This is a genomic window from Blautia sp. AM29-29, assembly GCF_003480555.1.
Taxonomy (GTDB): Bacteria; Bacillota; Clostridia; order Lachnospirales; family Lachnospiraceae; genus Fusicatenibacter; species Fusicatenibacter saccharivorans.
The window spans coordinates 58,224-82,538 of the sequence record NZ_QUJD01000014.1 but is presented as its reverse complement, the minus strand read 5'-3'; the positions used below and the strand labels follow the sequence as shown (position 1 = coordinate 82,538).

Genomic DNA, 24,315 nt, shown 5'->3' with positions numbered 1-24,315 from the left:
TTACCCTCAAAATGATAAAAGCGAGGCAGCGGAAAATCCGTTGCCTCATATCAGTATTATGACAATTAATCTAGTTCCGCCCCTAACTCATACCTCCAATACTCCGCCGCCTCATATTCCCTAGGTTCTGAGAGTACCGGTACAGTAAAGAGTTCAACCGGAACACCGAGTGTTGATGCAAAGATTTTCATAAGATCCTCTTTTGGTGTTCGGACATCGCTTTCATACTGAGCAATCCGGACATCAGCACAGCTGTCGGGAAATCCAACAGCCATGCCAAGTTCTTTCTGGGTGAGATGATTTTTCTGTCTTAAGTGTTTTAATTTTCTTCCAAATGTAATCATAGTATTATTCTCCTGTGCTTCCAAAAGCCCCAGTTCCTCGTTCTTCACCGAGATCCAGGACAAAGTCTGCAATCACAACCGGTGTGATCACCAGCTGACCGACGCGTGTGTCTTTATGAATGATCTGAGAAGATGTGCTCACGTTGCTGATAATGGCATGGATCTCACCACGGTAACCGGAGTCAATCGGTGGAAGTTCGCATACCAGTCCTTTTGCTGCCATGCTGCTTCGTGGAAAGACATATCCGGCAAATCCATCGGGGATGATGAGACCAAATCCAAGTGGAATTCTTGCAACCTCACCTGGTTTTAATACGCAATCATAAGGCATGAATACATCAGCACCGGCATCATTTTCATGTGGCCGGAAGGGATAATGATTTGCTTTCAGACCAAAGTCAATCAGTTTAATCTTTATGGCTGCTCACCTCCCTTCTGATGAGCAATGGATAATCTGCTTTTAAGATATCTGACGGTATCCAAAGTTTTGAAATAGGATTCTGGCAGGACATCTGTTTTTCCATACAGCTTCCTCTCTGACAGAATGGACCGGTCAAATCCGGTGCAAAAAGAATCGGGCTTAATTTGTACAATCTCTGCCAGATCTGTAGCATCACAATCCTTGTTTCATCCGTATTTCTTCTGCAGGTTCTCTGACCGATCATATGCTTCCACTGGTAAGGCGTTGCACTGATGATCAGTACGTTTCGAAGTCCCTGAGGTGTGGCATATCCGGCTGAATCATGATCAATGCCTAAGGCACAGAGTTCTGTATAGTGGTCCAGATCTGACTGACAGCTTTTTTTGTAAATATCCTGGATTTCTTTATCTGCTTTCATGATCCCATATGGAATAGCAAATGCAGCGTGACCGGAATAATTGCTGTACTGCAGAGATGCACTCATGTACTTTACTTCGTTCTGATGCCTTGTGATCTGTGCCAGGAAGCGTCTGCTTGCACCAACAACAGCCACGGTAATGACCATGAATTTCTGTACGGTTGGATGTGGAAGCCCCGCAATGTTTTCTACGGTCTTCTGACTGTAGGATTGATGGTAAAGGTCCATCAGATCTGCCATGCTCTGAATCGTATGACCGTGTTGTGTGAGCCTGGCAGCAAAGACCATATTTTGTTCTGCTTCCCGGATTCCATAGCAGTTTAAGATAGCTGTTTCAATGTGATCCATAGGCCTGTTCCTCCTTTACCAGAGCTTTTAAAAGGATCAGATAATTGATGCAGTCTGTGATTTTTTCATCCCACTGTTCCATGTCAAAATGTAACAGAGTGGAATAACACATATCGTAAAGGGATACGACATGTTTCGACATCATGCCGGCCAGTGCTGCTTTTGGATCACAGTTCTGTAAAGCGGCAGCAATCTTGAATGCACTGAGGCGGTCAATATTATCACCGGTATATTCTTTCTTTTTATGTGCCAGAATATCGGCACACTTTCTCATCTGAAGTTCAAATACAACATTAAATTCTTCTTGTGTCATGTGATAGTTCCTCCTTTGTTTTGTAATAGTTATCGTTCGAGATCTTTGGTTTTTGATTTCACTGGTTCTGGAATCTGCATCTGAAGAATGGCATCAACATTCTGATCGGCAGTGTCCAGATCTTTTAATTTTTCTTTCAAGCTGCTTATTGCTTCTTCTTCGGAAGCTATCTGCTGTTGCAGTTTTTCTTTTTGTAAAGTCAGGGTTTTTAGGCTTGTCATCTTTCCATCCTGATAAAAGGATCTCAGCCAATCTCTGGCTTCTTCATATTTCTGAATTTCTTTCGCATGTTCTTTCCGGTACTTTCCTTTGTACTTTGCATTTGAAAATTGGGAATAAACTTCCTTGTTTGCATAGTACTGTCCGGTGTAGCGGATCTGATCATTGAGAGTCCTTAGATTGGACCGATGCTGAGCAAACTGTGTCTGCATTTCTTTCAATTCCTGCTTTGATGCAAGCAGTGTGTTTTTCAAATCTGACTGCGTATCAAATCCATGTTCCTGCACATAGATAATGGTATTTGCCATTTGCTGCAGATTAGAAAGTTTTACCCGATGAGCATAAGCCGGGCTCTGCATTGCTTTCACATTTGTCTGGAGATTTACAACCAGGCACAGGTGAGATCTGACGTAGAGAATGGCCAATGGATCCTTGCGTAAGAAGGTCTGTTCCAGGTGTTCTTTTCCATATCGTGTTCCAAGTGCACGTTCAGAAATCCGCTTCTGTCGATCAGGATGAAGATAGCTGTATCTGCCACGATGCTCAATCACAGAGATCTGAAATAGTTCCAGAAGTTTAGATTGGAATTCATCAAAATTACTGGAAGTGACAGCACATTCATCAATCGCTTGTCGCAAATATTCTTTCTGCGTAAGGAATACGGTGGATGTTGGTTTGAGACCATCTTCGATAATTTTCCGATTGATCTCATCTATTGTTTGCTGGCCGTGTTTCTGTGCCATATACTCTTTCTGAGTGATTTTTCTTTCAGCCGGAGCAAGAAGATCTATCTGGTGAAGTCCTTCCTGTAGGCAACGATCCATGACAGTTTTCTTAAAAGTGTTCATGAATTTATCCGTGGAACGATGCTTGTATCCGGCAACTTCTTCATGTGGTTTATCCATATAAGGCTGCCTTTCCACTGCAGTCTTCCTCATACTGTTGATGACGATGTGAGTATGGATATTTCCGGATTCATTGTGGCCATCGGTGTGAGTAACTACCAGTGCCTGATATCCAGGAAACATCTGCTTTGCAAGTTCCAAACTGATTGCTTGTGCTCTCTCGCCGGTAAGTCCATTTTCTGTAACATCGGCTGGATCGTAGCTGATAATGTAGTGGTGACTTTTGATATCTTCACGTTTCTTATTTTTGTGAAAATGAGCATTTGTCAGTTCGCATTCCTTGTCAAAAGACATCGGATCACAGTTCAGTCCATCCATATAAAACTCTTTTCGCAGGATGCTTCGTCCGGATTCATCTACAATCTTTTTCCCGGTTTTTTCATCATGTTCAAACAGAAGATAATTGATAGCAGCCGAGTAATTTGCATTTCTGCTTTTAATGTGTTTTACGATTGCCATTCATACCACCTGCCAGTTTCAGTACCTCTTTTCTTAATAGGAATAAGTCCGTGATGCACTGATGAATCTCATTTTCTATAGCACGTGACTGACTGCCACCACTGTTAAAATGCTTGGCAATCTGATTGAGATTCGATCCGATTTTTCCATATTCACTGACCAGTTTTCTGAGATCATTCATGTCTGCAACAACTTCAATCTGATGATGGATTTGCTTTTCCAATAGAAGTTTCCTCAGATATTCTGATCGGCTAACAGATAAACAAGCAGCGCCTTGGTCTAATAAATCCAGTTCGACATCGGTAAGACGTAATCCTATAAAATGTCTGTGATTCAGTTCTTTATCTTTGTTTTCTGTTCTCATATTCCTCCTTTCGCTACGATTATTCCTCCCACTGGGAGTCCACGTATTTCAATATCGGCTGTCCCTTCCGATATTAGAAATAGTGCTGTGAACACCTTTAGGTGGAACCAACAGACAAGTGAAGCGTCTGTTATTGAGAGGGTATGGGGAGATCCCCATCAAGATAAATCCCATAGGATGACAGGATGCCAAATGGCAATACTGTTAAACATGGGTGGATCTTGCTCTGTATGTGTACCCTTCTATATAACGAAACGCTCAGAGGCTGTTTTACAGTGGGGGAAAAGAAAAAATATCAAAAAAATGATGATTAATGGTGAGCTTGTGATAGAATGAAAAAAAGAGAAAAGCATAAAGAATGTAGTTGTGGAGAAATTTGTTATGATTAGAAAGTTGCTGAACGGAGATATCGATAGAGTTGCTGACATATGGTTAAAGACAAATCTGAAAGCACATTATTTTATTTCCAATCAATACTGGAAAAGTAATTATGAATTAGTAAAAGAAATGATGTCACAATACGAAGTTTATGTGTTTGAAGCAGATAAAATGACACAAGGATTTGTAGGACTAAATGATAAATATATAGAAGGTATTTTTGTCTCCGATGAAATGCAGTCATGTGGCATAGGTAAGCTTTTATTAGATTATGTTAAGGATAAAAAAGTTAGCTTACGGTTAAATGTATACCAGAAGAATGCCAGAGCAATTTCTTTTTACCAAAGAGAAGGGTTCATTATTCAATGTGAAGGCTTGGATGAAGCTACTGGTGAAAAAGAGTACACTATGCTATGGAAACGAAAATAGAAATCGGAATTTGTGGAGGAAACAAACATGGAAGATAATAAATCAATGACTGTCAAGAAAACGGTAAAATCAGGAATAACTTTTGGAAGTGCATTAGCTATGGTTATTAGTTATACAACGTGGAAGTCTGTCGGCTGGGCGATTTTTCATGGATTACTTAGTTGGGTGTATGTCATATATTTCCTTTTGCGCTATTAAATTAGAATTTAACGCTTGAAAAAAGGAGAAATAAACATGGCAAAGAAAGAAGAAAGATTTGAAGTTACATTTAGAGACGGAAGTCAGCTTAAGGATGAAGGAGTTCGCCAAATCCTTGTAGATAAGGAGACTGGGGTTAACTATCTTTGTTGGAAATCTGGATATGGAGCGGCTATTACACCTCTTCTGGATTCAGAAGGAAAAGTCATAGTTACAAAGTAAAATCGAAAGTTGTAGTAAAGGAGGTTTACAATGGGGTTTTGGATTTTTATGTTGATTATGGATTTGCTTCTTCCATTTACGATGATTGGTTTTGGAAGATATTTTATGAAAAAGGCTCCAAAGAAAATAAATTCAGTATTTGGATATCGGAGCTCGATGTCTATGAAGAACAAAGACACATGGGAATTTGCTCATAAATATTGTGGTAAAGTTTGGTATGTCTGTGGAATGGTTATGTTGCCGATAACAGTAATATTCATGCTTTTAGTAATTGGAAAAAATGAAGATTGTGTTGGGAGTATAGGAGGAATTATCTGTGGTGTTCAACTTATTCCTTTAATTGGATCTATTCTCCCAACAGAAATAGCATTAAAAAAGAATTTTGATAAGAATGGAACAAGACGATAAATTCCAGTTTTTGAAACTGAGAAATTGGTATTTTAAGAGGAGGTATGTATTATGAATATAGGATTTTGGTCATGTATAATTTTGGTTATACCATTTGTAATTATAGGTGTGTTATTTGCGATTTTTAAGGAAAAAGCAACTAAATTTGTTTCAGGATTTAATTCATTTTCTAAAGAAGAACAAACAATGTATGATAAAGCTCAGATCTCTCGTGATATAAGAAATCAGTGCTTCATATGGACTGTTATAATGTTAGCAGGAGCGACATTATCCTGCCTTTTAACCCCATATATGGCTATACCAACCTATATTATTTGGTTAGTTCTGTTTTTTAGAGAAGTCCACTTTGATAATCATAAAGCGTTTAAAAAATATTTATTAAAATAAATTATTGTTTGCAGGAGATGCTTATTTATGAAAAAAGGGATAAACAAATCAATCTTATTTTACATTGCATCAGTTCTGTTTTTCATAGCGTCAGCTATTGGCTTTACGAGTGGAAATGAAAGTTCTATGGCTATAGTATGGTTATGTCTTGGTTCTTCATTTCTTTGCTTGGGTTCGACTCATAAGAAAAAGGAAAACAATACAGATGATAAATAATTTCCTGCTTGTATTGTTGGAAAATCGGTAGTTATGGAGGTGAAAAATGTATTTCACAGACGAAAAAGACTATATTATGCGAATGATAAAAGAAATGGTAAGAGTATTATTTTCTTTAATGTTTGGGAAAAAGTATGTTTCTGTTGAACTTGAAAAAGAAAATAAATATGAAGTATCAGGGAAAAATTTGAAAGATTTTCTTGATATGATTGATTCTGGGGAAATTAACGAAGCAGAGAATATACTTTTAGATAGCATTGATTACACAGACAGAAATGAGGTAATGGCAGCAGCTCTTTTCTACCAATACCTTAGTGAGAAGGATAGTGAGTTTTTGAAAAATAATAATTATACAAAAGAAGAAGTGATGTCTGGTTTTAAGCAATTACTTATGCAGTCAGGATATACTGATTTGCTATGTTTGGTCAAAGATGAGGAGTAATGTAGAAAATTCAAAGAGATAAGAGTGATTGGTTGAAAGGAGAAATTGTATTATATGTTCTATGATTATATGATCTATATTGTTTTTGACTTTATGATGGCAGTGATTATGTTTTTGTTTGGAATGTGGTTTTATAAATCAGAAGGAAAAGCTGCTAATTTCTTGTCGGGTTATAATATGAAATCAGCGGATGAACGAAAGAAATACGATGAGAATGCTATGTGTAAGGCATATGGAAAAAGAATGATGTTTATGTCAGTTCCTTTTATTATTGGAATAATCATAGATATCCAATATCTAGGAATTGGTTGTTTGATTGCATGGGGGATATGGTTTATTATGTTTGTTTTGTTGCTTATTGATAGGCATAAAAGAGAACGTTAAATTCTCGTTTATCCAATAGAAAAATAAGAATAGATTGGAGAAAGATATGGCTTCAAGTAAAGAATATTTAACCTTTATATTGGAACAGTTATCCGATTTAGAGGGAATTTCATACCGTGCGATGATGAGCGAGTATATCATCTATTATCGTGAGAAAATTGTTGGCGGTATATATGACGATAGGTTGCTTGTAAAACCTGTAAAATCTGCTGTTTCACTTATGCCTAATGCAATTTATGAGTTGCCCTATGATGGAGCAAAAGAGATGTTGTTGGTTGATAATGTTGATAACAAAGATTTCCTGACAAGATTGTTTGTCGCTATGTATGATGAACTTCCTGCACAAAAAAAGAAGAAGTCATAAAATCGGGAGTTGAAGAATTCAGGTGGTTGTGCCATCTTACTGTTAAGAGAGGAGATTGCTTATGAAGAAAAAAGTACTTGCAATTATGTTAATTGCCGTGTCAATAATGTTGATTTCGGTGTGCGAAAAAAAGAAAAACTGTACGAAATTCCTGACCTATCGCAGTATAAGACAGATTATGTAGGAGATTCTTCAAATGTTATAAATATTGTAAGCAGTCAAGAGTATCCAGAAGGATACTCATATGACAGTATAGAGATACAGTCTGAAACAGAACCTTATGGATTAACAGTTTTTCTAAAAGATGAGCCGTCTGCCCCTAAGCTTGAAGATGAATTGCAGGTTAATGCAGATATGACATTTGATTTGATTGGTAATTTGGGAACACTTGATTATAAAATAGCAGATAGCAAAGAAATTATTGCATCGTATGAACGGTAGAGTTATTGCTCTTCAAATTCCGGTTGAACAAAATCGCTGCGCGATGGCCTGCCAAGGCTGTGGCGCAGTTTTATTTTTATTAAAAAAGCAGTGGAATTACTTTCCATAATCCGTTATTGTTAAGTTACCACACGAAACAACTGAACTAAGAAAGCTCCACTGCCTATGATAAGAATAACATTTTCCAGTCTCTTCCGCAATCGGAATTATGACGCTAACGCACCTCCGAATAGGTAGATGTAATTATTAACACTACTTATTCTGGAGGTTTTATTATGTATAAAGATATTTTTGAATCCATCCGCAATGAAGCGGAAAAACGTAACCTGCGTGAAAGAACTATTCAATTGTATTGCTCTGATGTCAGTTACTTCCTTCGTTGGATTGGAAAAAATGTTTCTGATCTTACACTTGAAGATGCGGAAAGTTTTCTTACTGCCAAACGTCTGGAAGGCAGGTCTCCTGAAACTCACAATCACTATCGGTCTGCAATCAAGTTCTTATATAAAAAGGTGCTGAAGATTCTCTGGGATGATGACACTGTTCCGGCTATGAAAAGAGAGCGAAATCTTCCTGCTGTTCTATCCCGTGATGAAATAAATGCAATCATTGACGCCACTCCGAATCTGAAGCATAAAGCGATTATTGCAACTATGTATTCTTCCGGATTACGTGTATCAGAGGTTGTTCATCTTCATTATGATGACATTTCACGTACCAACATGACAATTCATGTTCGTGAAACCAAAGGTAGAATTGACAGGTATACAATTCTGTCTCAAAAAAATTTAGACCTTCTCACAGAGTATTGGTACAAATGTGGTCGCCCTAAAGATATCCTTTTCCCAAGTTCCTGGTCCGGTGGATATCTTGATATAGCCAGTGTTAACCAGTTTTTTAAGAAAAGTGCTAAACTCGCCGGCATTAACCGTCATGTTTCCTCTCATGCGTGCCGTCATAGTTTTGCCAGCCACCTATTCGAAAGTGGCACAGATATAAAATATATCCAGTCACTTCTGGGACATGTTGATCCTCGCTCTACAGATGTTTACCTTCATGTGAGCAACAAGACACTTCTTGGAATCCGCAGCCCGTTCGACAACCCGGAAGGTGGTGAATCATGAGTAAGGATTGTACGATTCAGGATGTTTTTCATCGTTTTTATTCATCTTTTGAATCCACACATAGTATTTCTCCCGCTCAGAGAAAAGTCGCTTACCACATCATGAATTGCAAAACCGGCGCCTTTGGTGTGAATGTAAGCGTATGCGAGGACTGCGGCTGCATATCAGTCCACTATAACTCCTGCCGTGACAGGTGCTGTCCTATGTGTCAGGAGTTTCCAAAAGAAAAATGGGTAGATGCACGGCGTGAGGATATCTTAGATGCTCCTTATTTCCATGTGGTTTTTACAGTTCCGGAAGAACTTAATCCCATTATCTACAGCAACCAGAAATTCTTATACACTGCTCTTTATCATGCGGCTTCAGATACTCTCAGTGAACTTGCTGCTGATAGTAAATATCTTGGGATTGATATCGGCTATATTTGTATCCTCCATACATGGGGAAGTACCATGAATTTTCATCCTCATATCCATGCAATTGTTCTTAGTGGAGGGCTGGATGTGAAAAATCATTGGAAAGACAACGGGAAAGAGTTTTTTCTTCCGATTAAGGTGATCTCCAAAATATTTCGTGGAAAATATATGGCTGAACTTAAGCAGCTCTGGGAAAATGACAGGCTTGAATTTCATGGATCGGCTGCACCTTACAAAAACTACTATACTTTCAAGGAATTGTTAAATACCTGCTATACAAAGGAATGGATTCCTTATTGCAAGAAACCATTTGACGGTGCCGAATCTGTCATCAGATACCTTGGAAAATACACCCACCGGATTGCTATCAGCAACTACCGTATCAAAGACATGACAGAATCTACAGTTACTTTTTCCGCTAAAGATTACAAAAACCAAGGGCTTTGGAAAGAGATCACCATATCCGGTGAGGAATTTATCCGTCGATTTTTAATGCATGTTCCTCCAAAACGTTTTGTACGTATCAGGCACTATGGTCTTCTTTCATCCAGAAATAAGAAGAAAAAGATTACCCTATGCAGAAACATCCTTGGTTGCAAAAAATATATTTCCAAGCTGAAAGATATGGATGCACCTGCCATTATCCGTCTTCTTTATAATAAAGATATATGCAAGTGCTCTTCCTGTGGTGGTAAGATTATTCCTCTGCCTACAGAACAACATTTTATAAAACCAAAACCACATATGCTCTGTTAACGTATCATAACTGTATATTTTTTTAGCTTCCTTAGGGAGGCTTATTTCTGGTGTCATAATACAGGACTGAATTATAAATTCTATGTGTTTCTATGTGTACACGCTATCCTATTATAAATAGAGTGTCATAATTAAAAGTCCATATAGAGTTGACGCGCTTTGTTCAACCAGAAAAAATCGAAATTGATGCAAACGAAAGGGCAGTTAATGAAAAGTCTCCATACTGCTTTTTCGTTTGCACCACCTTCGATTCTTTCCTTAACGATTTATAGAGTTAAAAAATATAAGTGAAGGAGGCATGTATTATGAAAAAAGTAATCTATCTGCTTGTATTATGTATGGTGCTAGGAATGGCTGGATGTGGAACGAATCAAGAAAATAAAGAACCTGTGTCTGGAAATGTGTCCGTAGAAATAGAAAATAAAGAAAATGATGATGTAGTACAAAATGAGCAAACAGCAGATACTGGCTCATATCCTTCATGTGTTATGGTTGATGGTGTTATATATAAAGACACAGGATATGTAGCGTCAATGCCTGGTTGCGGAACAATGGATGGAGAAATTGTGTCAACAGTGGCAGGGACAGAGTTACCATCTGAAAATAATCAATCAAATTTCGGAAGCGGATATCATTATCAAAGGAGTTCTGAAGGTCAGCTCATAGTAGTCATTGATGACGAACGAATCATATTTAGAGATATTGAAAAAGATGATACGTCTATTCCAATAGAGGTTATCAATTTTAATGCAAAAGTAAAAGAAATTACCGATGATGGAGAACTTCTTGTAACGCATGTGAGTACAGCTGAAGGCTTTTGTCAGATGAATGATGGAGAGTATTATGTATCGGCAGAAAATTTAGCGGAAGATGTTCAGGTGGGAGATATCGTTACAATATGGTTTAATGGAATGATTCAAGAAACATACCCTGCTCAACGGGGCGGTGAATTAAGAAAACATTGAAGCAAGGGACGGTATAGCCAAACGGCTATGCCGTTCTTTGCTGTTTTTGAGTTGTATTTTGGGCTTTTTCTTTTGCCCGTTCAAAATCAAATGCACCGATGAAGTTATAAACAATCGTGATTTCCCTTGTCTTGGATTTCTTATCGGTATGGGAAACCTCGATACGGTCTATAAACTCCCGCAAAATGGAAGCGTCAAGTTCCTGCATATCGGTGTACTTCTTTACGACGCTGATAAACGCCTTAACGTTGGTTTTTTGCTTTTCCTGCTGCTTGATTTCTTCCCGCAACACTTCTGCCATTGATTTTAAGTTTTCCTGCTCCAACTCATAATCACGGGACATTTTGATAAACCGTTCATCTGATAATTTCCCGGTTACATTGTCCTCGTATAAATGCTTGAACAGGTTATCCAATTCGGCAATCCGGCTTTCGGCTCTGGAAAGTGTTTCGCGCTTGCGAGAAAACTCCGCGTCGCGCTCCCGTAAACGGCTGTCCGCTGCTTCTTGGATAAACTCGGCTTCGTACTGCGTTACATACTCGATTGCTTCCCGCAAGTTCCGCAAAACAATTTCGTGCAGGACAACATTTTTAATGGAATGGGTCGTACACAAATCTTTGCCTTTCCGATAGGTCGAACAGATAAAATACTTCTGTTCTTCGGTAAAGTTCGTTGCGCGGCATTGATACATCTTGCCGCCGCACTCTGCACAATAAAGCAGCCCGGAGAAAATACCCATATCGCCCATTTTGGTAGGACGGCGGCGTGATCGGCGTATGTTCTGCACAATGAGGAATACGCTTTCTTCCACAATCGGCGGCTGCGTGTTCTCAAAGATCACCCATTCCGACGGGTCGTTCCACAACTTCTTTTTGCTCTTGTAGGATTGCTTGCGGGTCTTGAAGTTTACGGTATGCCCTAAATACTCTATGCGTTCTAAAGTGCGGGAAACCGTTTCATTTGTCCATTTATATGGGTTAGCCGTTGGCTTGTTGGTAACAGGCCGCCCCTTTGCTTGGGAGTAAGCTGTCGGATTATAGATTTCGTGCTTTTCTAACCATTTTGCAATCTGCGTCGGTCCCATGCCGGAAACGCACAATGCGAAAATCTGCTGCACAACGGCTGCGGCTTCCTCGTCTATAATCCACTTCTTTTTGTTGTCCGGGTCTTTCATGTAGCCGTAAGGCGGGATTGTGGTAAGATGTTCGCCGGATTTACCTTTTGATTGCCAAGTAGCGCGTATCTTCTTTGAAGTATCGCGGGCGTACATCTCATTGAACACGTTGCGGATTGCGGTAAACTCATTTTCGCCCCGCGTACTGTCTACTCCGTCGTTGACAGCGATAAAATGCACGCCAAAATCGGGAAACAGCATATCGGTATAAAAACCGACTTGCAAATAATCTCGCCCAAAACGGGACATATCCTTGACGATAACGCGCTTGATTTTCCCCGCCTTAATATCGGCTAACATACGCTGAAAGCCGGGGCGGTTGAAGTTTGTACCGGAATATCCGTCGTCCTCGTCATAGTGCCGATAGGCAGTAATCCCATGCTCCCGGCAGTACCGTTCCAAAATCTTCTTTTGGTTTGCAATACTGTTGCTCTCGCCCTCTAATTTGTCCTCTTGCGAAAGTCTTTCATATAAAGCCGTTATACCCTCGTCCTGCGTGTCCTGCTGCTGATCGCGCACATAGAATTGCAAGACATTGTTTGAAATGACTTCGCGGACTTCCGCGCTTAACACTTTGGGGGCTGCAATCTGCTGAAAGGAAAAAGTGTTACTCATCTGCGCTCACCACCTTTCGCGGCAAGTGCAGCGTTCCCGTTCCGGCTTGCGTAGTAAAGAAGTCTTTGCATTTGATTGTCAAGGTACAAAGTATCTGTTTGAAGTGCCGCACGAAAATAGTATGCGGTCAATTTATCCGACTGTTTCATGTTACCTCCTATTCCGACAGCCGGACAAACAGGTTATATATATTATACCACATAACCCGCCGCCCGTCTGCAATAGGAGAGTATTTTCGGCATTATACCGGGCTTTTTTCTCGTTTTAGGTCATTGTGGATTAGGCGGCGTACCTTTGTCGCGGCGTCCTCTTTTACACCGTCTTTTACAACGGCTTTGACGATATAGGTTATATCCCCGATCTTGTATTCGCGTACAATCGGGGATTTTGCTTCTTGTTTATTTGTTTGTTCCATAGTAGAAAATCCCCCTTTCGTGGGATAGAAAGAGAATATTAAACTGAAAAGGCAAAAACGGGCGGTTGTTAGCTGCAACCTCACGGGAGTTTCACCCCGGCCCATGCTTATGGGTGCGCCGCGCAATACTTTGAGGGTGTTCAACGCGGGAGTATCATTGTGCCGCCTTGTATGTCGTCGCCCACAAGCTGCTAAACTTGTTTTACGGCGAGGTAGTTCTCGCTCGGCTTTCCCCGTAGGGGGAAAAGCTGTCATGGCGTACCCGCCGACTGGCTCGGTACAGACGGAATGTACCCGTTGCCTGTTATGCTGCGCACCAAAGGCCGCTTTCTTTGTCAAAGAACAATAGGCTTTGTCGGCCTGCAAAAGCACATCAACAGCGGATATGCTTTTGCGGAACGACAAATAGCCCATAACGGGAAGCGTGGAAAGGGGACACGCTCCCCGCATGGGCTAAAAGATTATCCTACATGAAAAGCAAGGGTGCGGGTAATAAGGCGCACTTGCAGCCTGTTACGCATTTCCTCGTCCACATAGGAATAGGTATTGCCCGCGTCGTCTTTCAGCGTGCGGGTACAAAGTTTCGCTATGTAACCCTCGTAGTGCTTCAAGATCGCGCACATGGCGGTTGTGTCGCCGTTTGCCGCTGCGGAAATGACAGGGAACGGCAACAGATTTTCAGACTTCCTAACGGTATTCATCATCTGCTTTTCCCTCCAAATACTGTTTGATTTTCGCAAGCGCGGATTTCCTGTGCCGGAAAACCGTCGTGCGTACAACATTCAGCAGTTCGCCAATTTCCGCGTCGCTCATATCCAAGAAGTAGGACAAAAGGATAATGTCGCGTTTCCTTTCGGGCAAAGCGTTAAGGGCTTCGGCAAGCAGTTCATTTTTGACGAGTACATCAAAGCCGGACACTTGAAAACGGAAATAATCGCTTTCGTATTCGTCCGTTGTGAAAAGCTGCGCGAGTTCGCTTTCGCTCAAATCCGAAAAAGTAACTTCGCGTGCTGCGCGTTTCGCAAGAGTGCGACGGTGGCTTTTCGCTTCGCCGACCAAAGTTTTCTTTGCTAATGCGTCGTACTGATGTTGTATTCTTTCCTTGTCGGAAGAAGATAGCTCCATAGAGTTCACCTCCTTCCCGCGTGGAGTAGAGGACGGGAGTTAAGGGCTTGTCCTCTCTGCCCCTTTCGCTCCGTACCCGTTCGGGAGATGGCTCTTGAGTGCGCTTTTCAGAAAAAAGTTGAAAAAAGCAAAATGCGCCCGTCCGCAAGACGCGGACGGGCGCAAAGGAAATGTAAGCAGTAGCTAAATGTATTGACAGTTCACATTCATAGCCGGAATATCCCGCTTGCGGAGCATAGCTTTTTTTGACCGCAAAGCATTAGGCGGGTTACAGTAAATAAAAATGGACACGGCGATACCTCCCCGATACCGCCGTATCCTTAAAAAAGGGCGACTTTAATACACTACCCGCAATCCATTCTATAATAGGGAACAGCGGCTTTTGCGCAATATTAAATAAAAAAGCCGATAACACATAGGTTTTTTGACCTAATGCGTTATCGGCTCTGCGTCTATGCGTCTGGCACTTTTAATCATTTTTTTTTGAATTTATTATATGTGTTAGCTAACTGTCCACAAGCCGCGTTAATCTCTCTGCCATGAGAAACTCTCATAGTAACTTCAAGTCCTGCTTGCTCTAATTGATGTTTGAATGCAACTATTTCCCGTTTCTGTGGTGCTTTAATTCTTGAATTGCTTGTTGGGTTGTATTGTAACACGTTAATCATAACTTTTTTGCCCCGAAACCATTTTGCAAGTTGTCTTACATCTGAGGGCCGGTCATTTATACCCGGTAAAAGCAAATACGCAAAGACAATTTTGCGATTATGCCTTTCAGAATAGGATAAGGCTTGCTTAACAACATCTTCAATAGCATATATGCGCATGTGAGGAATAATACGATTTCTTGCAGATTGTGTTGCTGCGTGTAAAGATATTGTCAACTGAATTTTAAGATGTTCCTCGCGCAATTTTTTTAATTGATCGACCGGACCAACTGTTGATATGGTAATGCCGTCGGTTGGAAAGTTGAGCCCATATCTATCTCGGAGAATATGGATTGCTTTTATCAAGTTGTCATAATTGAATAAAGGCTCTCCCATACCCATAAAAACGATACGGTTTACTTTTCGACGCAACAATATAATCTGTTGTACGATTTCTGACGATGTTAGATTACGAACAAAGCCATTTCGCCCGGACTCACAAAAAATACAACCAACAGGACAACCGACTTGTGTGCTCACGCAAACAGTTCCACCATCTCGCCGCTTGATAAAAACCGTTTCAATGTATTTGTTGTCTTTCAGTTCGTAAACATACTTTTCAGTATCACTGCTTTTGCAAATATTTTTTACCAACATTGATAGATTTTTTTTGCGTGGTAATTGCTTATATAATTCTTCATATAAGGCTTTTGCTTCATTCTCGCCAATAACTTCCGACATTTCTTTGTAAGTAAATCCGTATGGATCATTCCGTACTTCCGCAGGCGTATATTTAGGTAAACGTTTCATTTTTATATCCTTTCTTCTAAATAATAAAAGTTTGTTTTTCTGTATTTTTGATTACAATCTCTAATTTTTCTACATCAATGATATGCGTCAATTTGCATTTAGGGCAGAAAAGAGGAAAATCTTTTAATACAGTATTATGAAATACTTGAACTCTCGTCTTTCCGTTACAAATCGGACATTTTATCCAATATTTTTTAAGCATTATATTTCACTCGTCCTTTTTACACAAAAAAATGCAGGTCGATCCTCAACATGAGCATTGACCTGCATTTATAATGCACAGAGCAGTACAACAAAACTAAGGCATAGCTTGCACTATGTCTATACTATATCTATACGTCGTTAGTTTTTTGTATAGCATCCGCAAAATAAGCATGACAAAAAAGCCCATGTTGAAAATGGGAAAATCCTTTTTTTCAATGCTTATCTAATACGCATGCTATGCAACATAAACGCCGCCTCCTTTTACATAAATTTTATTTTATCAGAAAATCAGTCTACTGTCAATACACAACAGGAAGTATTTAACCTAATGATATGAATTGTGTGGACATATCCAAAAAGAAAGGTGAACTGTAAAATGTAACAGGGTGAATGAAAATGGCAAAAAGACCCGTACCATTGTACGACTTTAAGGCTTTCGGGGCAGCTATAAAAGCCGCGAGAAATGAATACGGCGAGAGCCGCAAAAAGGTAAGCGACGAGTTATATATTTCCCCGCGCTACCTTGCGAATATCGAGAACAAGGGACAACAGCCGAGTTTACAGGTATTCTATGACCTTGTAACCCGGTATCATATTTCGGTAGATCAATTTTTCTTCCCGAACAGCAATGCGGAGAAATCCACCGGGCGGCGGCAGCTTGACGCGCTGCTGGACGGTATGAGCGATAAAGGCATACGGATTGTAACCGCAACAGCAAGGGAGATAACGGAAGTCGAAAAAGCAGAGGATTAACCTCACAATATGAGAAATCGGGAGATTGCAGCGCATGGCGGCTGCAATCTTTACCGGGTAAAAAATACCTCAGGCTTTCCGGCTGACCGTCTGGAAAAAATACAGGCTGCCTTTGCCGACTTTAAGAAAGAAGCATTACAGAGAAAAAAGGCTGTAAAAACAGGAACAGCCAGCCCGAAAGAATTTACGGACTGGCTGTATCAACAGAGTGATATTATTTTGAAATTAACTACCTTTTAAGTGATGTCTATACAAAAGATCATTCCTCCCTTATGGCAGACAAGATGCTTGTTTTCTTCAACTCGGATTTTGCGTATGCAGTGAAAATCAAATATATAACTGCTAAAACAACGACTAACGCCAGTAGAAACAGCCACGGCAATACCAACGTAATGCAATGGTTTACCGCATCCAATCGTCTACAAACAATTACACTTAAAATGCTTCCAAATACAAGAGCTATTACCAACGAACCTCCGAGGTAAATTCCAATCTCACGACTCAACATAGCTTTTAGCTGCTTCTGCGTTGCCCCAACAGCTTCCAGCAGACCAAATTCCCGTTTTCTGTTCTGAAAATCGACCATCAGCATATTCATAAGACTGATGCTTCCAAATGTAAACAGGATCGCCGCTGCCATATATAGTGCCTTTATCGACGAACTATACCGATACTGAATGTTTTTAATTGTCTGTTCAATCGTATTAACCGATATTTTACCGCTCTGCTCTGCAATTTCTTGAACCGCGCTTAGAACTTCATCAAAATGATTGGGAGTGATCTTGAGCGCCAAGATGCCAGTCTGATCTGTTATACCTGTCAGATTCTTTGCCATATCGTATGTCATCATAAAATACGGACTGCCTGGAACAACCGGATTGCGTTCCATCAAATCGGTCGGGTCATAGGTGCCTGCAACAACTGCGTTGATATTAAACGTGCTGCCATCGGGAGAACGCCCTTCCAACTGCAAGGTGTCGCCAACGCTCGCAATATTCTCTGCAACCAATATTCCGTTTCTTTCGGTCATATCATCGTAATCTGCCGTTCCAGACGATAAAACCGCTTGCTTTTCTGCCAGTTGTTCACGGTTCAGTGTCGGGAAATCATTCATGATACTTGTGAGAGAACCACTCCCGCCGGGGAAGGTAATGGACATATGGACGCAGTTAAATGCAGTTATTTTTTCTACTCCGGCAATGTTTTCCAAGTCATGCCGTAGTGTCTGGCTTTCAAGCGGGTTTTCTTCCAGTTGCAGCTTTGAACTTCCGTATGGCTCAGATTCTTTATCAAACGAACTGCCGACTTGATTTTTCACCTGCAAAAGAATACTGCCAGCAGGATAGTGTTTGAAAGTTGCCTGTTTTTCCGGATCAATAGAGCCTGCAACCGTAGATGCGCCCAGCAATAGCGCACCGCTTACGCCCAGCATCACAAGCGTCAAAATAGCTTTTTGCCTGTTACGCTGGATATTGATTCTTGCGAGATTGTGGGGTGACAGATTGCGATGCAGCTTTGAACTGGCTTTTGCTTTCCCTGAATAAGCGAGGTATCTTGCACCCTCAATGGGAGAAGTATTCATTGCAACTCGAACTGGCTTGAAAATCGCAATATTCACCATTACAACACCTACTATGGCAATCAGCACCGCATAGATGGCAACCGTTTTGATTTGAAATCCCTTCGGATACACAATAAATCCAATCAACAAGCCAGCAATTAGTCCAAGAGGAATACCAGTAAAAGCATACCGGAGTCCTTCTTTTCTCACCATCCGTTTAATTTGCTTTTTTGTCATTCCGATTGTCCGTAGCTGACCAAACATCTGCACGTTCTTCGCAATCTTCGTGTAAAAGACCCCATACACAATCGTTGCAGCCAGCACCGCAGTCAATGCAGCCAGCAGAGGGATTGGGAGCTGGATGCCAGATTGAACAGCTCCGGTCATAATAGCAGAATACTCCGTGAGATATACCTGATCTTCCACAATGCCTGTGTTTTCAATGACTTTATCCGTAAAATCAAGAAGGGTTTCCGAGCGAATGGCATCTGTATTCAGCCGCGTATATGCTGTTACTTGAAGATGATTCATTAAGCTCATGGCAAGTTCTTTGCTCAGATAGACGAAATAACCATCACTCTTGCTGCTTTCGCTCAAAATGCCGGAAAGCGTGTATTCTGCCTCATGCCCCGTGCCGGTTACATCAAAAGTAATGGTGTCACCGGGGTGATATGACTTCCCCAAAAAATCAATATAATTCTGTGGGAGCATGATCTCATTTGCCTTTTGCGGTGCTCTGCCCTGCAAAGATTTTTCTTCCTGATGCGTAAAATAATCTTCGCTTCCATAAGCGACCGTAATTGTTTTATTGCCTGAATAAAAAAGTCCGATTGCAGCATATTCGCCAATCCATTGAACATCTTTGTTTTGACGTAAACCGGATAACTGGTCATCTGTTATTCCCAGAATTGCAACCTGCGCTTTACTGCGCTGTGTATTCTTAAATTCTTCCTGCGCGCCTGCGGATATTAGAACGATTGAAAAAATCATGCAGACAGAAAGGGCAATCGTGAGAAGCAGAAAGGCTTTGCTTCGTTTGTCTGTTTTCATGCTCCGATTTGCCAGCTTTTTTATGATAGCGCTGGTATCATTTTCAAAAGGCCATGTCATAGCTTTCCCCCTCCTTATTCCACAATCTTTCCATCTTCAATGCGGACAATCCGATCTGCAAGACGGGCTATGTCGTTGTTGTGGGTAATCATCACGACAGTTTGCCGGAACTCCGCACTGGTACGCTTGATAAGTCCCAGCACCTCGGCGCTGGTCTTGCTGTCAAGGTTGCCGGTCGGCTCGTCAGCCAGTACAATAGCCGGTTTGGTAATCAGGGCGCGGGCAATCGCCACACGCTGCTGCTGTCCGCCGGAGAGATTGTTCGGCATATTTTTCAGTTTATCTTCCAGCCCCAACAAGTGAACGATCTCGTCCAAAAACTTCTGATCCACCGTGTCCCCGTCCAGCTCCACCGGCAGGACGATGTTCTCATACACATTCAGGATGGGAACAAGGTTATAGTTCTGAAAGATAAAGCCGATGTTGCGGCGGCGGAAGATAGTAAGCTGTTCATCGTTCATTTTCGACAGTTCTTTGTCCCGGACAATCACATTGCCGGAAGTGGGTGTGTCCAGCCCTCCCATCATGTGAAGTAAGGTGGATTTGCCGCTGCCAGATGTTCCCACAATAGCCACAAACTCGCCGTCCTCCACGGAGAAGTTCACACCGTCAAGGGCGTGGGTAATGTTCGGCTTTGTGCCATAATACTTTTTCAGGTCGATAGTCTGTAAAACGCTCATATTCAAAACTCCTTTCAAGGCTTCCTGCCTGTTGATAAGGGTATTATAAAACCCAAATGTCCGCGAAATGTTACAGCGGCCAAAAAATTTCATTGAAAATCGGGGTGAAATGTTACAACGCTCGGACATTTCAAAAAAATTTACGGCGGGCAGCCGAAAATGGCCGTCCGCCGCGTTCTATTTTGTAGGCAGCATAATAGAAAATTCCGAACCCTTGCCCAGCTTCGAAACCACTTTGATATAGCCGCCCTGCCGCGTTACGATCTCGCGGGCCAGATACAGGCCAATGCCCACGCCCTGCTGTTCGTGTACTTCTTCCTCACGATAAAAGCGTCGGAAGATGGCAGCCTGATTGCTTTCGGAAATGCCCTTGCCGGTGTCGGTCACTTTGATCTCCACATACATTTCCCACTGAACCACTGATACAGAAATCTTTCCACCTGACGGAGTGTATTTTACTGCATTGTCCAGCAGATTGAAAAGGGCTTCGCTTGTCCACTTGCTGTCATGGGAGATTATCAAATTTTCCGGGCAATCCACGGATACAGCAATTTCTTTTTTCTCTGCGGCATATACAATACTGCTCATAGCTTGTGCAAGCGTATGGAATAAGCTGCTGTCTTTCTTTTCTAATCGTATTGCTCCGGTTTCTAACCGGGATGTTTTAACCAGTGCTTGGAACAGAAAATCCAGTTTATCAGTCTGACTGCGTATGCCTTGCAAAAAGTCCATCCGTTCTTCTTCTGAAACAGGCTTTGTTAAAAGTGTGTCCGTTACCATTTGCAAATTGCTGACAGGTGTTTTGACTTGATGCGAAATATCAGAAATCAGCATTTGAAGCTCCTGTCGTTCCATGTCTACCTTGTGCCGATTTTCCTGCATAATCTCATACAACCGGATTAAGCGGTGGTTGATACGGGCAAAAAGAGTTTCACTATCATTTGACTTTTGTAATTCCTCGTTTCCATCAATCATGTTGTCCAGCGTCCGGCACAAATTAGAAGTAAAATGAGAAAGGCGTTTTCCAAAAAACAGCACCAATAGCCAAATCCAGAAAAATGCACAGAGTGTCAATGTTCCACCTGCTATGAAAATTCGTATATCCTGCATTATACCGCCGAGAATACCGGTAATTACCAGCATAGAGAAAACCATGCCAGCACTAATCAGTCTACAAATTTTCTTAGCAGAAAGGTTATTCAGTTTCATTTCTTTTCGCCTCCTGTCCATTGATAACCCATACCGTAAACCGTTTTGATATATGTGTCGCCATCCGCTTCAATCTTACTGCGAATGCGGCTGATAGAAGTAGTAAGGGTATGTTCATCTACATATTTTTCATCAATGTCCCACAGCCTTTCCAAAAGTTGTTGGCGGGTAAGTACCTGCTTCGGATTTTTAAGAAATAGGTTCAGCATTTTATATTCCATCGCAGAAAGCGCTAATGGTTTCCCGTTCAAGCTTGCAAATTGTTCCGAAAAATCCAGAAACAGGCTGCCATCCTCGTAAATATCCTTAGCTGGTTTGTGATGTTCCAACATAGCGAACATGGCTTTGATCTTTCGCTGCAAAGCACTAATCGAAAAAGGTTTCGTGATATAATCCACTGCACCAGCTTCATATCCTCGTATCTGATCGCTTTCCTGATCGTTGGCAGTTAGAAATATAACTACTGTATCAGGATGCTCTGGCTTGATAAGACGGCATAGGTCATAACCATTTCCGTCTGGTAAATTTATATCCAGCAATACCAAATCAAAAATGTTTGTTTTTAATGATTCAGCGGCTGTCCTTGCATTCAGAACAGAAGTTATTGTGTAACCGTCCAATTCCAAATTATAAGTAAGCGTTTTATTCAAAAGATTATCGTCTTCGACAATTAAAATCTGCTTCATATTGTCACTTCCTTTTCTTTTTGCAGATAGTATAACAGGCAAATGTCCGAGAATTGTTACAAGGACAAATATATTTTTCATTTTACAGCTTTTTTCTGTGTACTGCAATTTTATAAAAGAAAGGACAGCAGTGTCAAATTGCTGTCCTTAACGAACATATTTAATGAAACATCGGAACCATCTTCTTTTTGTTGTCTACCTATAATAACGATTGGAGTAATCGATTATAGACACTGCAATCAAAAAAATCTGAAAATATATTTATCAACATTACATAAAAATGTGTAGATGCACATAAAATGGGAATACATATTGAAATTCAGGTCGTTCTGTGATAGAATCTCATTACTAAAAAGTGTGTAGGTGCACGGAAATGGGGAGTGTAACGATGGAGATTAAAAGAGACGCTTACCTACAGCAGCTGATCGAGCGAAAAGATAATGGAATGATAAAGGTGATTACCGGCATTCGTAGATGTGGCAAATCCTTTTTGCTGTTTACCATCTTTAAGAGATACTTACTGGAGAACGGCGTTGATGTTGATCATATTATTGAAATTGCATTGGATGGTATTGAGAACGAGGAATTAAGAGATCCCAAGGTATGCTTCAAGTACATCAAGGATGCCATGAAAGACGACGGGAAGTATTATCTCCTTTTGGATGAAGTGCAGTTCATGCCACGATTTGAGGAAGTGCTGAACAGCCTGCTCCGCATGAGCAATATTGATGTGTATGTCACCGGAAGTAATTCCAAGTTCCTGTCCAGCGACATTGTGACCGAATTCCGTGGCAGAGGTGATGAGATTAGAATCTACCCTCTCTCCTTTGCAGAGTTTTATTCTGTCTATGACGGCGATTATGATGATGCCTGGGATGACTACATGATCTACGGAGGATTGCCGCAGATCGTAAGTTTCCAGAGCGAACAACAGAAAGCGGACTATCTGAAGAACATCTTTGCAAATGTCTATCTGAAGGATGTTATTGAAAGAAATAAGATTCAGAACGTGGATGAGATTGGGATTCTGGTTGATGTGCTTGCATCTGCAATCGGCGCACCGACCAACCCTTCGAAGATTGCCAATACCTTTGCCAGTGAGCGCCAGATGACTTATGCTAATAAAACCATCTCCAAGCATATCGACCATTTGACAGATGCCTTTTTGATTTCCAAGGCAAGCCGATACGATATTAAAGGCAGAAAGTATATCGGTGCAAATCTGAAATACTACTTTACTGATCTGGGACTGAGAAATGCACGTCTGAACTTCAGACAGCAGGAGCCTACTCATATCATGGAGAACATTGTTTATAACGAGCTGCTGATCCGTGGCTACAATGTTGATGTGGGTGTCGTGGATATCTTCGATAAGGATAAAGAGGGCAAACGTGTTCGCAAGCAGTTGGAGGTTGACTTTGTGGTGAATCAAGGAAACCAGAGATACTATATCCAGGTTGCATATGACATGACTTCGGAAGAAAAACAGACGCAGGAGTTCAATTCTCTGCGTAATATTCCGGACTCTTTCAAGAAGATCGTCATTGTAAATGGCAGCAAAAAGCCTTGGAGAAATGATGAAGGTTTTGTCATCATGGGAATGAAGTATTTCTTGCTGAATGCGAATAGTCTGGAATTTTAAGTCGATTTGAGTTGTTGCTGTGGTGTTGTTCTATTTCAAAAAAGAGTGAAATGATATAAATAAGGCCACGGCTGATTTCATGTTGGAACAGCCGTGGCTCAGTTTATTTTTTTATCCGTATAAACGAGACTGTTCCGCAGATTATGTAGAACAGACAGAGTACGATTCCGATAGTGAGAACATACGAGAATAAAGATGAACTTAAGAACGAGATAAACAAAAGTTTGTTGAATTAAAAATGAAATAAAGTTCCAGTAATCATAGAGTGTATGGATTCAATTCCATATGCTCTTTTTCTTTACTGAAAAATTTAATGTTACGAGTTTCTTACGAGTGGTATTAAAAAACTCGCAAGAAGACTCGTAGGAAAAAAAGTAAAAAAATTTGCTTTTGACCACTGTAAAACATGCTCTGAGCGTTTCGTTATATGAAGGGATAATTTTTCTTTCATATTTCAAAGAAAAGAGGATAAAGAAATGTCAGAGAAAAGATGTTATACAGTTCAAGAGTTACAGGAAATCTTAGGAGTCAGCAGACCTACTATTTATAACCTTTTGAAGAAAAAGGAATTCCGGTGGATCCAGTTGGATGGCGGAAAGTATCGCATCTCCAAGAAGAGTTTCGATGACTGGCTTGATAACTTGGAACAGTAAAAAACAGGGTGTTGATCAGACAGATTTTGTCTACATCGACATCCTAAATTTTTATCTGGATTTGAGATATGATATAAGAAAAAACACTAACACTAAAAAAGACAGGAAGT

General features: G+C 40.8%; 32 protein-coding genes and 2 pseudogenes. 17 read left to right on the top strand and 17 right to left on the bottom strand.

The window, feature by feature from the left end; genetic code table 11:
* Nucleotides 1-65: 65 nt before the first annotated feature.
* From DW769_RS11290 to DW769_RS11265, 6 genes are read right to left on the bottom strand one after another with little or no spacing between them, the layout of a single operon-like run.
* Nucleotides 66-344 carry a helix-turn-helix domain-containing protein gene (locus DW769_RS11290; protein ID WP_118001297.1) on the bottom strand — a complete coding sequence of 93 codons (279 nt, stop codon included), beginning with the start codon at nucleotides 342-344 and terminating at the stop codon, nucleotides 66-68.
* A gap of 4 nt (nucleotides 345-348) precedes the next feature.
* Nucleotides 349-735 carry a dCTP deaminase domain-containing protein gene (locus DW769_RS11285; RefSeq protein WP_226855245.1) on the bottom strand — a complete coding sequence of 129 codons (387 nt, stop codon included), beginning with the start codon at nucleotides 733-735 and terminating at the stop codon, nucleotides 349-351.
* Nucleotides 736-751: 16 nt separating this feature from the next.
* Complete coding sequence (locus DW769_RS11280; RefSeq protein WP_029471618.1) at nucleotides 752-1,531, bottom strand: FAD-dependent thymidylate synthase; 780 nt, start codon at nucleotides 1,529-1,531, stop codon at nucleotides 752-754.
* On the bottom strand, nucleotides 1,518-1,844 hold the full coding sequence (locus DW769_RS11275; RefSeq protein WP_029471619.1) for a hypothetical protein: 327 nt from the start codon (nucleotides 1,842-1,844) through the stop codon (nucleotides 1,518-1,520). The genes DW769_RS11280 and DW769_RS11275 overlap by 14 nt, the downstream gene beginning before the upstream one ends.
* A gap of 29 nt (nucleotides 1,845-1,873) precedes the next feature.
* Nucleotides 1,874-3,427 carry a relaxase/mobilization nuclease domain-containing protein gene (locus tag DW769_RS11270; RefSeq protein WP_118427368.1) on the bottom strand — a complete coding sequence of 518 codons (1,554 nt, stop codon included), beginning with the start codon at nucleotides 3,425-3,427 and terminating at the stop codon, nucleotides 1,874-1,876.
* Complete coding sequence (locus DW769_RS11265; RefSeq protein ID WP_004843919.1) at nucleotides 3,405-3,791, bottom strand: plasmid mobilization protein; 387 nt, start codon at nucleotides 3,789-3,791, stop codon at nucleotides 3,405-3,407. The genes DW769_RS11270 and DW769_RS11265 overlap by 23 nt, the downstream gene beginning before the upstream one ends.
* 381 nt (nucleotides 3,792-4,172) lie before the next feature.
* Between DW769_RS11265 and DW769_RS11260 the strand changes: the two genes are divergently transcribed.
* The 13 genes and pseudogenes from DW769_RS11260 (at nucleotide 4,173) to DW769_RS11205 (ending at nucleotide 10,921) form a co-directional block, all read left to right on the top strand.
* Complete coding sequence (locus tag DW769_RS11260) at nucleotides 4,173-4,598, top strand: GNAT family N-acetyltransferase (RefSeq protein ID WP_117698774.1); 426 nt, start codon at nucleotides 4,173-4,175, stop codon at nucleotides 4,596-4,598.
* A 27-nt stretch (nucleotides 4,599-4,625) separates the two neighbouring features.
* Nucleotides 4,626-4,796 carry a hypothetical protein gene (locus tag DW769_RS16620; protein WP_015535374.1) on the top strand — a complete coding sequence of 57 codons (171 nt, stop codon included), beginning with the start codon at nucleotides 4,626-4,628 and terminating at the stop codon, nucleotides 4,794-4,796.
* 36 nt (nucleotides 4,797-4,832) lie between these two features.
* Nucleotides 4,833-5,018 (top strand): DUF6440 family protein, encoded by a 186-nt coding sequence (locus DW769_RS11255; RefSeq protein ID WP_005342831.1) that lies wholly within the window; start codon nucleotides 4,833-4,835, stop codon nucleotides 5,016-5,018.
* Between the two features lie 30 nt (nucleotides 5,019-5,048).
* Entirely contained in the window at nucleotides 5,049-5,426 is a 378-nt protein-coding gene (locus DW769_RS11250; RefSeq protein ID WP_117606933.1) for an SdpI family protein, read from the top strand.
* A 51-nt stretch (nucleotides 5,427-5,477) separates the two neighbouring features.
* Nucleotides 5,478-5,813 (top strand): DUF3784 domain-containing protein, encoded by a 336-nt coding sequence (locus tag DW769_RS11245; protein WP_117606934.1) that lies wholly within the window; start codon nucleotides 5,478-5,480, stop codon nucleotides 5,811-5,813.
* Between the two features lie 27 nt (nucleotides 5,814-5,840).
* The gene (locus DW769_RS11240) at nucleotides 5,841-6,029 is read left to right on the top strand and encodes a hypothetical protein (protein ID WP_005342828.1); all 189 of its coding nucleotides are present in this window, start codon (nucleotides 5,841-5,843) and stop codon (nucleotides 6,027-6,029) included.
* A gap of 46 nt (nucleotides 6,030-6,075) precedes the next feature.
* The gene (locus tag DW769_RS11235) at nucleotides 6,076-6,471 is read left to right on the top strand and encodes a DUF6483 family protein (protein WP_117606935.1); all 396 of its coding nucleotides are present in this window, start codon (nucleotides 6,076-6,078) and stop codon (nucleotides 6,469-6,471) included.
* A 54-nt stretch (nucleotides 6,472-6,525) separates the two neighbouring features.
* Nucleotides 6,526-6,855 carry a DUF3784 domain-containing protein gene (locus DW769_RS11230; RefSeq protein WP_330415344.1) on the top strand — a complete coding sequence of 110 codons (330 nt, stop codon included), beginning with the start codon at nucleotides 6,526-6,528 and terminating at the stop codon, nucleotides 6,853-6,855.
* Nucleotides 6,856-6,901: 46 nt separating this feature from the next.
* Nucleotides 6,902-7,219 carry a TfoX/Sxy family protein gene (locus DW769_RS11225; protein WP_117606936.1) on the top strand — a complete coding sequence of 106 codons (318 nt, stop codon included), beginning with the start codon at nucleotides 6,902-6,904 and terminating at the stop codon, nucleotides 7,217-7,219.
* Between the two features lie 61 nt (nucleotides 7,220-7,280).
* Nucleotides 7,281-7,660 (top strand): annotated as a pseudogene (locus DW769_RS11220) (DUF4825 domain-containing protein).
* Nucleotides 7,661-7,935: 275 nt separating this feature from the next.
* Nucleotides 7,936-8,784 carry a tyrosine-type recombinase/integrase gene (locus tag DW769_RS11215; RefSeq protein WP_118085135.1) on the top strand — a complete coding sequence of 283 codons (849 nt, stop codon included), beginning with the start codon at nucleotides 7,936-7,938 and terminating at the stop codon, nucleotides 8,782-8,784.
* Nucleotides 8,781-9,956 (top strand): IS91 family transposase, encoded by a 1,176-nt coding sequence (locus DW769_RS11210; protein WP_118238317.1) that lies wholly within the window; start codon nucleotides 8,781-8,783, stop codon nucleotides 9,954-9,956. The genes DW769_RS11215 and DW769_RS11210 overlap by 4 nt, the downstream gene beginning before the upstream one ends.
* A 305-nt stretch (nucleotides 9,957-10,261) precedes the next feature.
* Nucleotides 10,262-10,921 (top strand): hypothetical protein, encoded by a 660-nt coding sequence (locus DW769_RS11205; protein ID WP_118332822.1) that lies wholly within the window; start codon nucleotides 10,262-10,264, stop codon nucleotides 10,919-10,921.
* 25 nt (nucleotides 10,922-10,946) lie between these two features.
* On the opposite strand, the gene DW769_RS11200 is transcribed toward DW769_RS11205, so the two are convergent.
* The 7 genes from DW769_RS11200 to DW769_RS11170 form a co-directional block, all read right to left on the bottom strand.
* Nucleotides 10,947-12,710, bottom strand: coding sequence for a recombinase family protein (locus DW769_RS11200; RefSeq protein ID WP_118520950.1), 1,764 nt, complete (start codon nucleotides 12,708-12,710; stop codon nucleotides 10,947-10,949).
* Complete coding sequence (locus DW769_RS16450; protein WP_158575519.1) at nucleotides 12,707-12,859, bottom strand: hypothetical protein; 153 nt, start codon at nucleotides 12,857-12,859, stop codon at nucleotides 12,707-12,709. Before DW769_RS16450 ends, DW769_RS11200 begins: the two co-directional genes overlap by 4 nt.
* Before the next feature lie 92 nt (nucleotides 12,860-12,951).
* Nucleotides 12,952-13,125 carry a transposon-encoded TnpW family protein gene (locus DW769_RS11195; RefSeq protein ID WP_226855230.1) on the bottom strand — a complete coding sequence of 58 codons (174 nt, stop codon included), beginning with the start codon at nucleotides 13,123-13,125 and terminating at the stop codon, nucleotides 12,952-12,954.
* A gap of 461 nt (nucleotides 13,126-13,586) precedes the next feature.
* Complete coding sequence (locus tag DW769_RS11185) at nucleotides 13,587-13,829, bottom strand: helix-turn-helix domain-containing protein (protein ID WP_002604473.1); 243 nt, start codon at nucleotides 13,827-13,829, stop codon at nucleotides 13,587-13,589.
* Complete coding sequence (locus DW769_RS11180; RefSeq protein WP_002604474.1) at nucleotides 13,813-14,250, bottom strand: sigma-70 family RNA polymerase sigma factor; 438 nt, start codon at nucleotides 14,248-14,250, stop codon at nucleotides 13,813-13,815. The genes DW769_RS11185 and DW769_RS11180 overlap by 17 nt, the downstream gene beginning before the upstream one ends.
* A gap of 473 nt (nucleotides 14,251-14,723) precedes the next feature.
* Nucleotides 14,724-15,707 carry a 23S rRNA (adenine(2503)-C(2))-methyltransferase RlmN gene (rlmN, locus tag DW769_RS11175; protein ID WP_002584956.1) on the bottom strand — a complete coding sequence of 328 codons (984 nt, stop codon included), beginning with the start codon at nucleotides 15,705-15,707 and terminating at the stop codon, nucleotides 14,724-14,726.
* Between the two features lie 16 nt (nucleotides 15,708-15,723).
* Nucleotides 15,724-15,909, bottom strand: a complete 186-nt coding sequence (locus DW769_RS11170) for a cysteine-rich KTR domain-containing protein (protein WP_003431289.1) — start codon at nucleotides 15,907-15,909, stop codon at nucleotides 15,724-15,726.
* A gap of 398 nt (nucleotides 15,910-16,307) precedes the next feature.
* Here DW769_RS11170 and DW769_RS11165 point away from each other — a divergent pair, with 398 nt between their 5' ends.
* Both DW769_RS11165 and DW769_RS11160 read left to right on the top strand, forming a co-directional pair.
* Complete coding sequence (locus DW769_RS11165; RefSeq protein ID WP_002584957.1) at nucleotides 16,308-16,664, top strand: helix-turn-helix transcriptional regulator; 357 nt, start codon at nucleotides 16,308-16,310, stop codon at nucleotides 16,662-16,664.
* Between the two features lie 54 nt (nucleotides 16,665-16,718).
* Nucleotides 16,719-16,904: pseudogene (locus DW769_RS11160) on the top strand (hypothetical protein); the annotation flags it as partial.
* A gap of 19 nt (nucleotides 16,905-16,923) precedes the next feature.
* On the opposite strand, the gene DW769_RS11155 reads toward DW769_RS11160, so the two are convergent.
* The 4 genes from DW769_RS11155 to DW769_RS11140 form a co-directional block, all read right to left on the bottom strand.
* Entirely contained in the window at nucleotides 16,924-19,335 is a 2,412-nt protein-coding gene (locus DW769_RS11155; protein WP_117529029.1) for an ABC transporter permease, read from the bottom strand.
* Nucleotides 19,336-19,349: 14 nt separating this feature from the next.
* On the bottom strand, nucleotides 19,350-20,015 hold the full coding sequence (locus DW769_RS11150) for an ABC transporter ATP-binding protein (protein ID WP_019162602.1): 666 nt from the start codon (nucleotides 20,013-20,015) through the stop codon (nucleotides 19,350-19,352).
* Nucleotides 20,016-20,192: 177 nt separating this feature from the next.
* A complete protein-coding gene (locus tag DW769_RS11145; protein ID WP_117529028.1) occupies nucleotides 20,193-21,224 on the bottom strand; it encodes a sensor histidine kinase in 1,032 nt (343 codons plus the stop codon).
* Nucleotides 21,221-21,910 (bottom strand): response regulator transcription factor, encoded by a 690-nt coding sequence (locus DW769_RS11140; protein WP_019162604.1) that lies wholly within the window; start codon nucleotides 21,908-21,910, stop codon nucleotides 21,221-21,223. Before DW769_RS11140 ends, DW769_RS11145 begins: the two co-directional genes overlap by 4 nt.
* A gap of 388 nt (nucleotides 21,911-22,298) precedes the next feature.
* On the opposite strand from DW769_RS11140, the gene DW769_RS11135 reads away from it, so the two are divergent.
* Both DW769_RS11135 and DW769_RS11130 read left to right on the top strand, forming a co-directional pair.
* Entirely contained in the window at nucleotides 22,299-23,552 is a 1,254-nt protein-coding gene (locus DW769_RS11135) for an ATP-binding protein (RefSeq protein WP_117606939.1), read from the top strand.
* 476 nt (nucleotides 23,553-24,028) lie between these two features.
* Nucleotides 24,029-24,205 carry a helix-turn-helix domain-containing protein gene (locus tag DW769_RS11130; protein ID WP_003864535.1) on the top strand — a complete coding sequence of 59 codons (177 nt, stop codon included), beginning with the start codon at nucleotides 24,029-24,031 and terminating at the stop codon, nucleotides 24,203-24,205.
* Nucleotides 24,206-24,315: the final 110 nt, after the last annotated feature.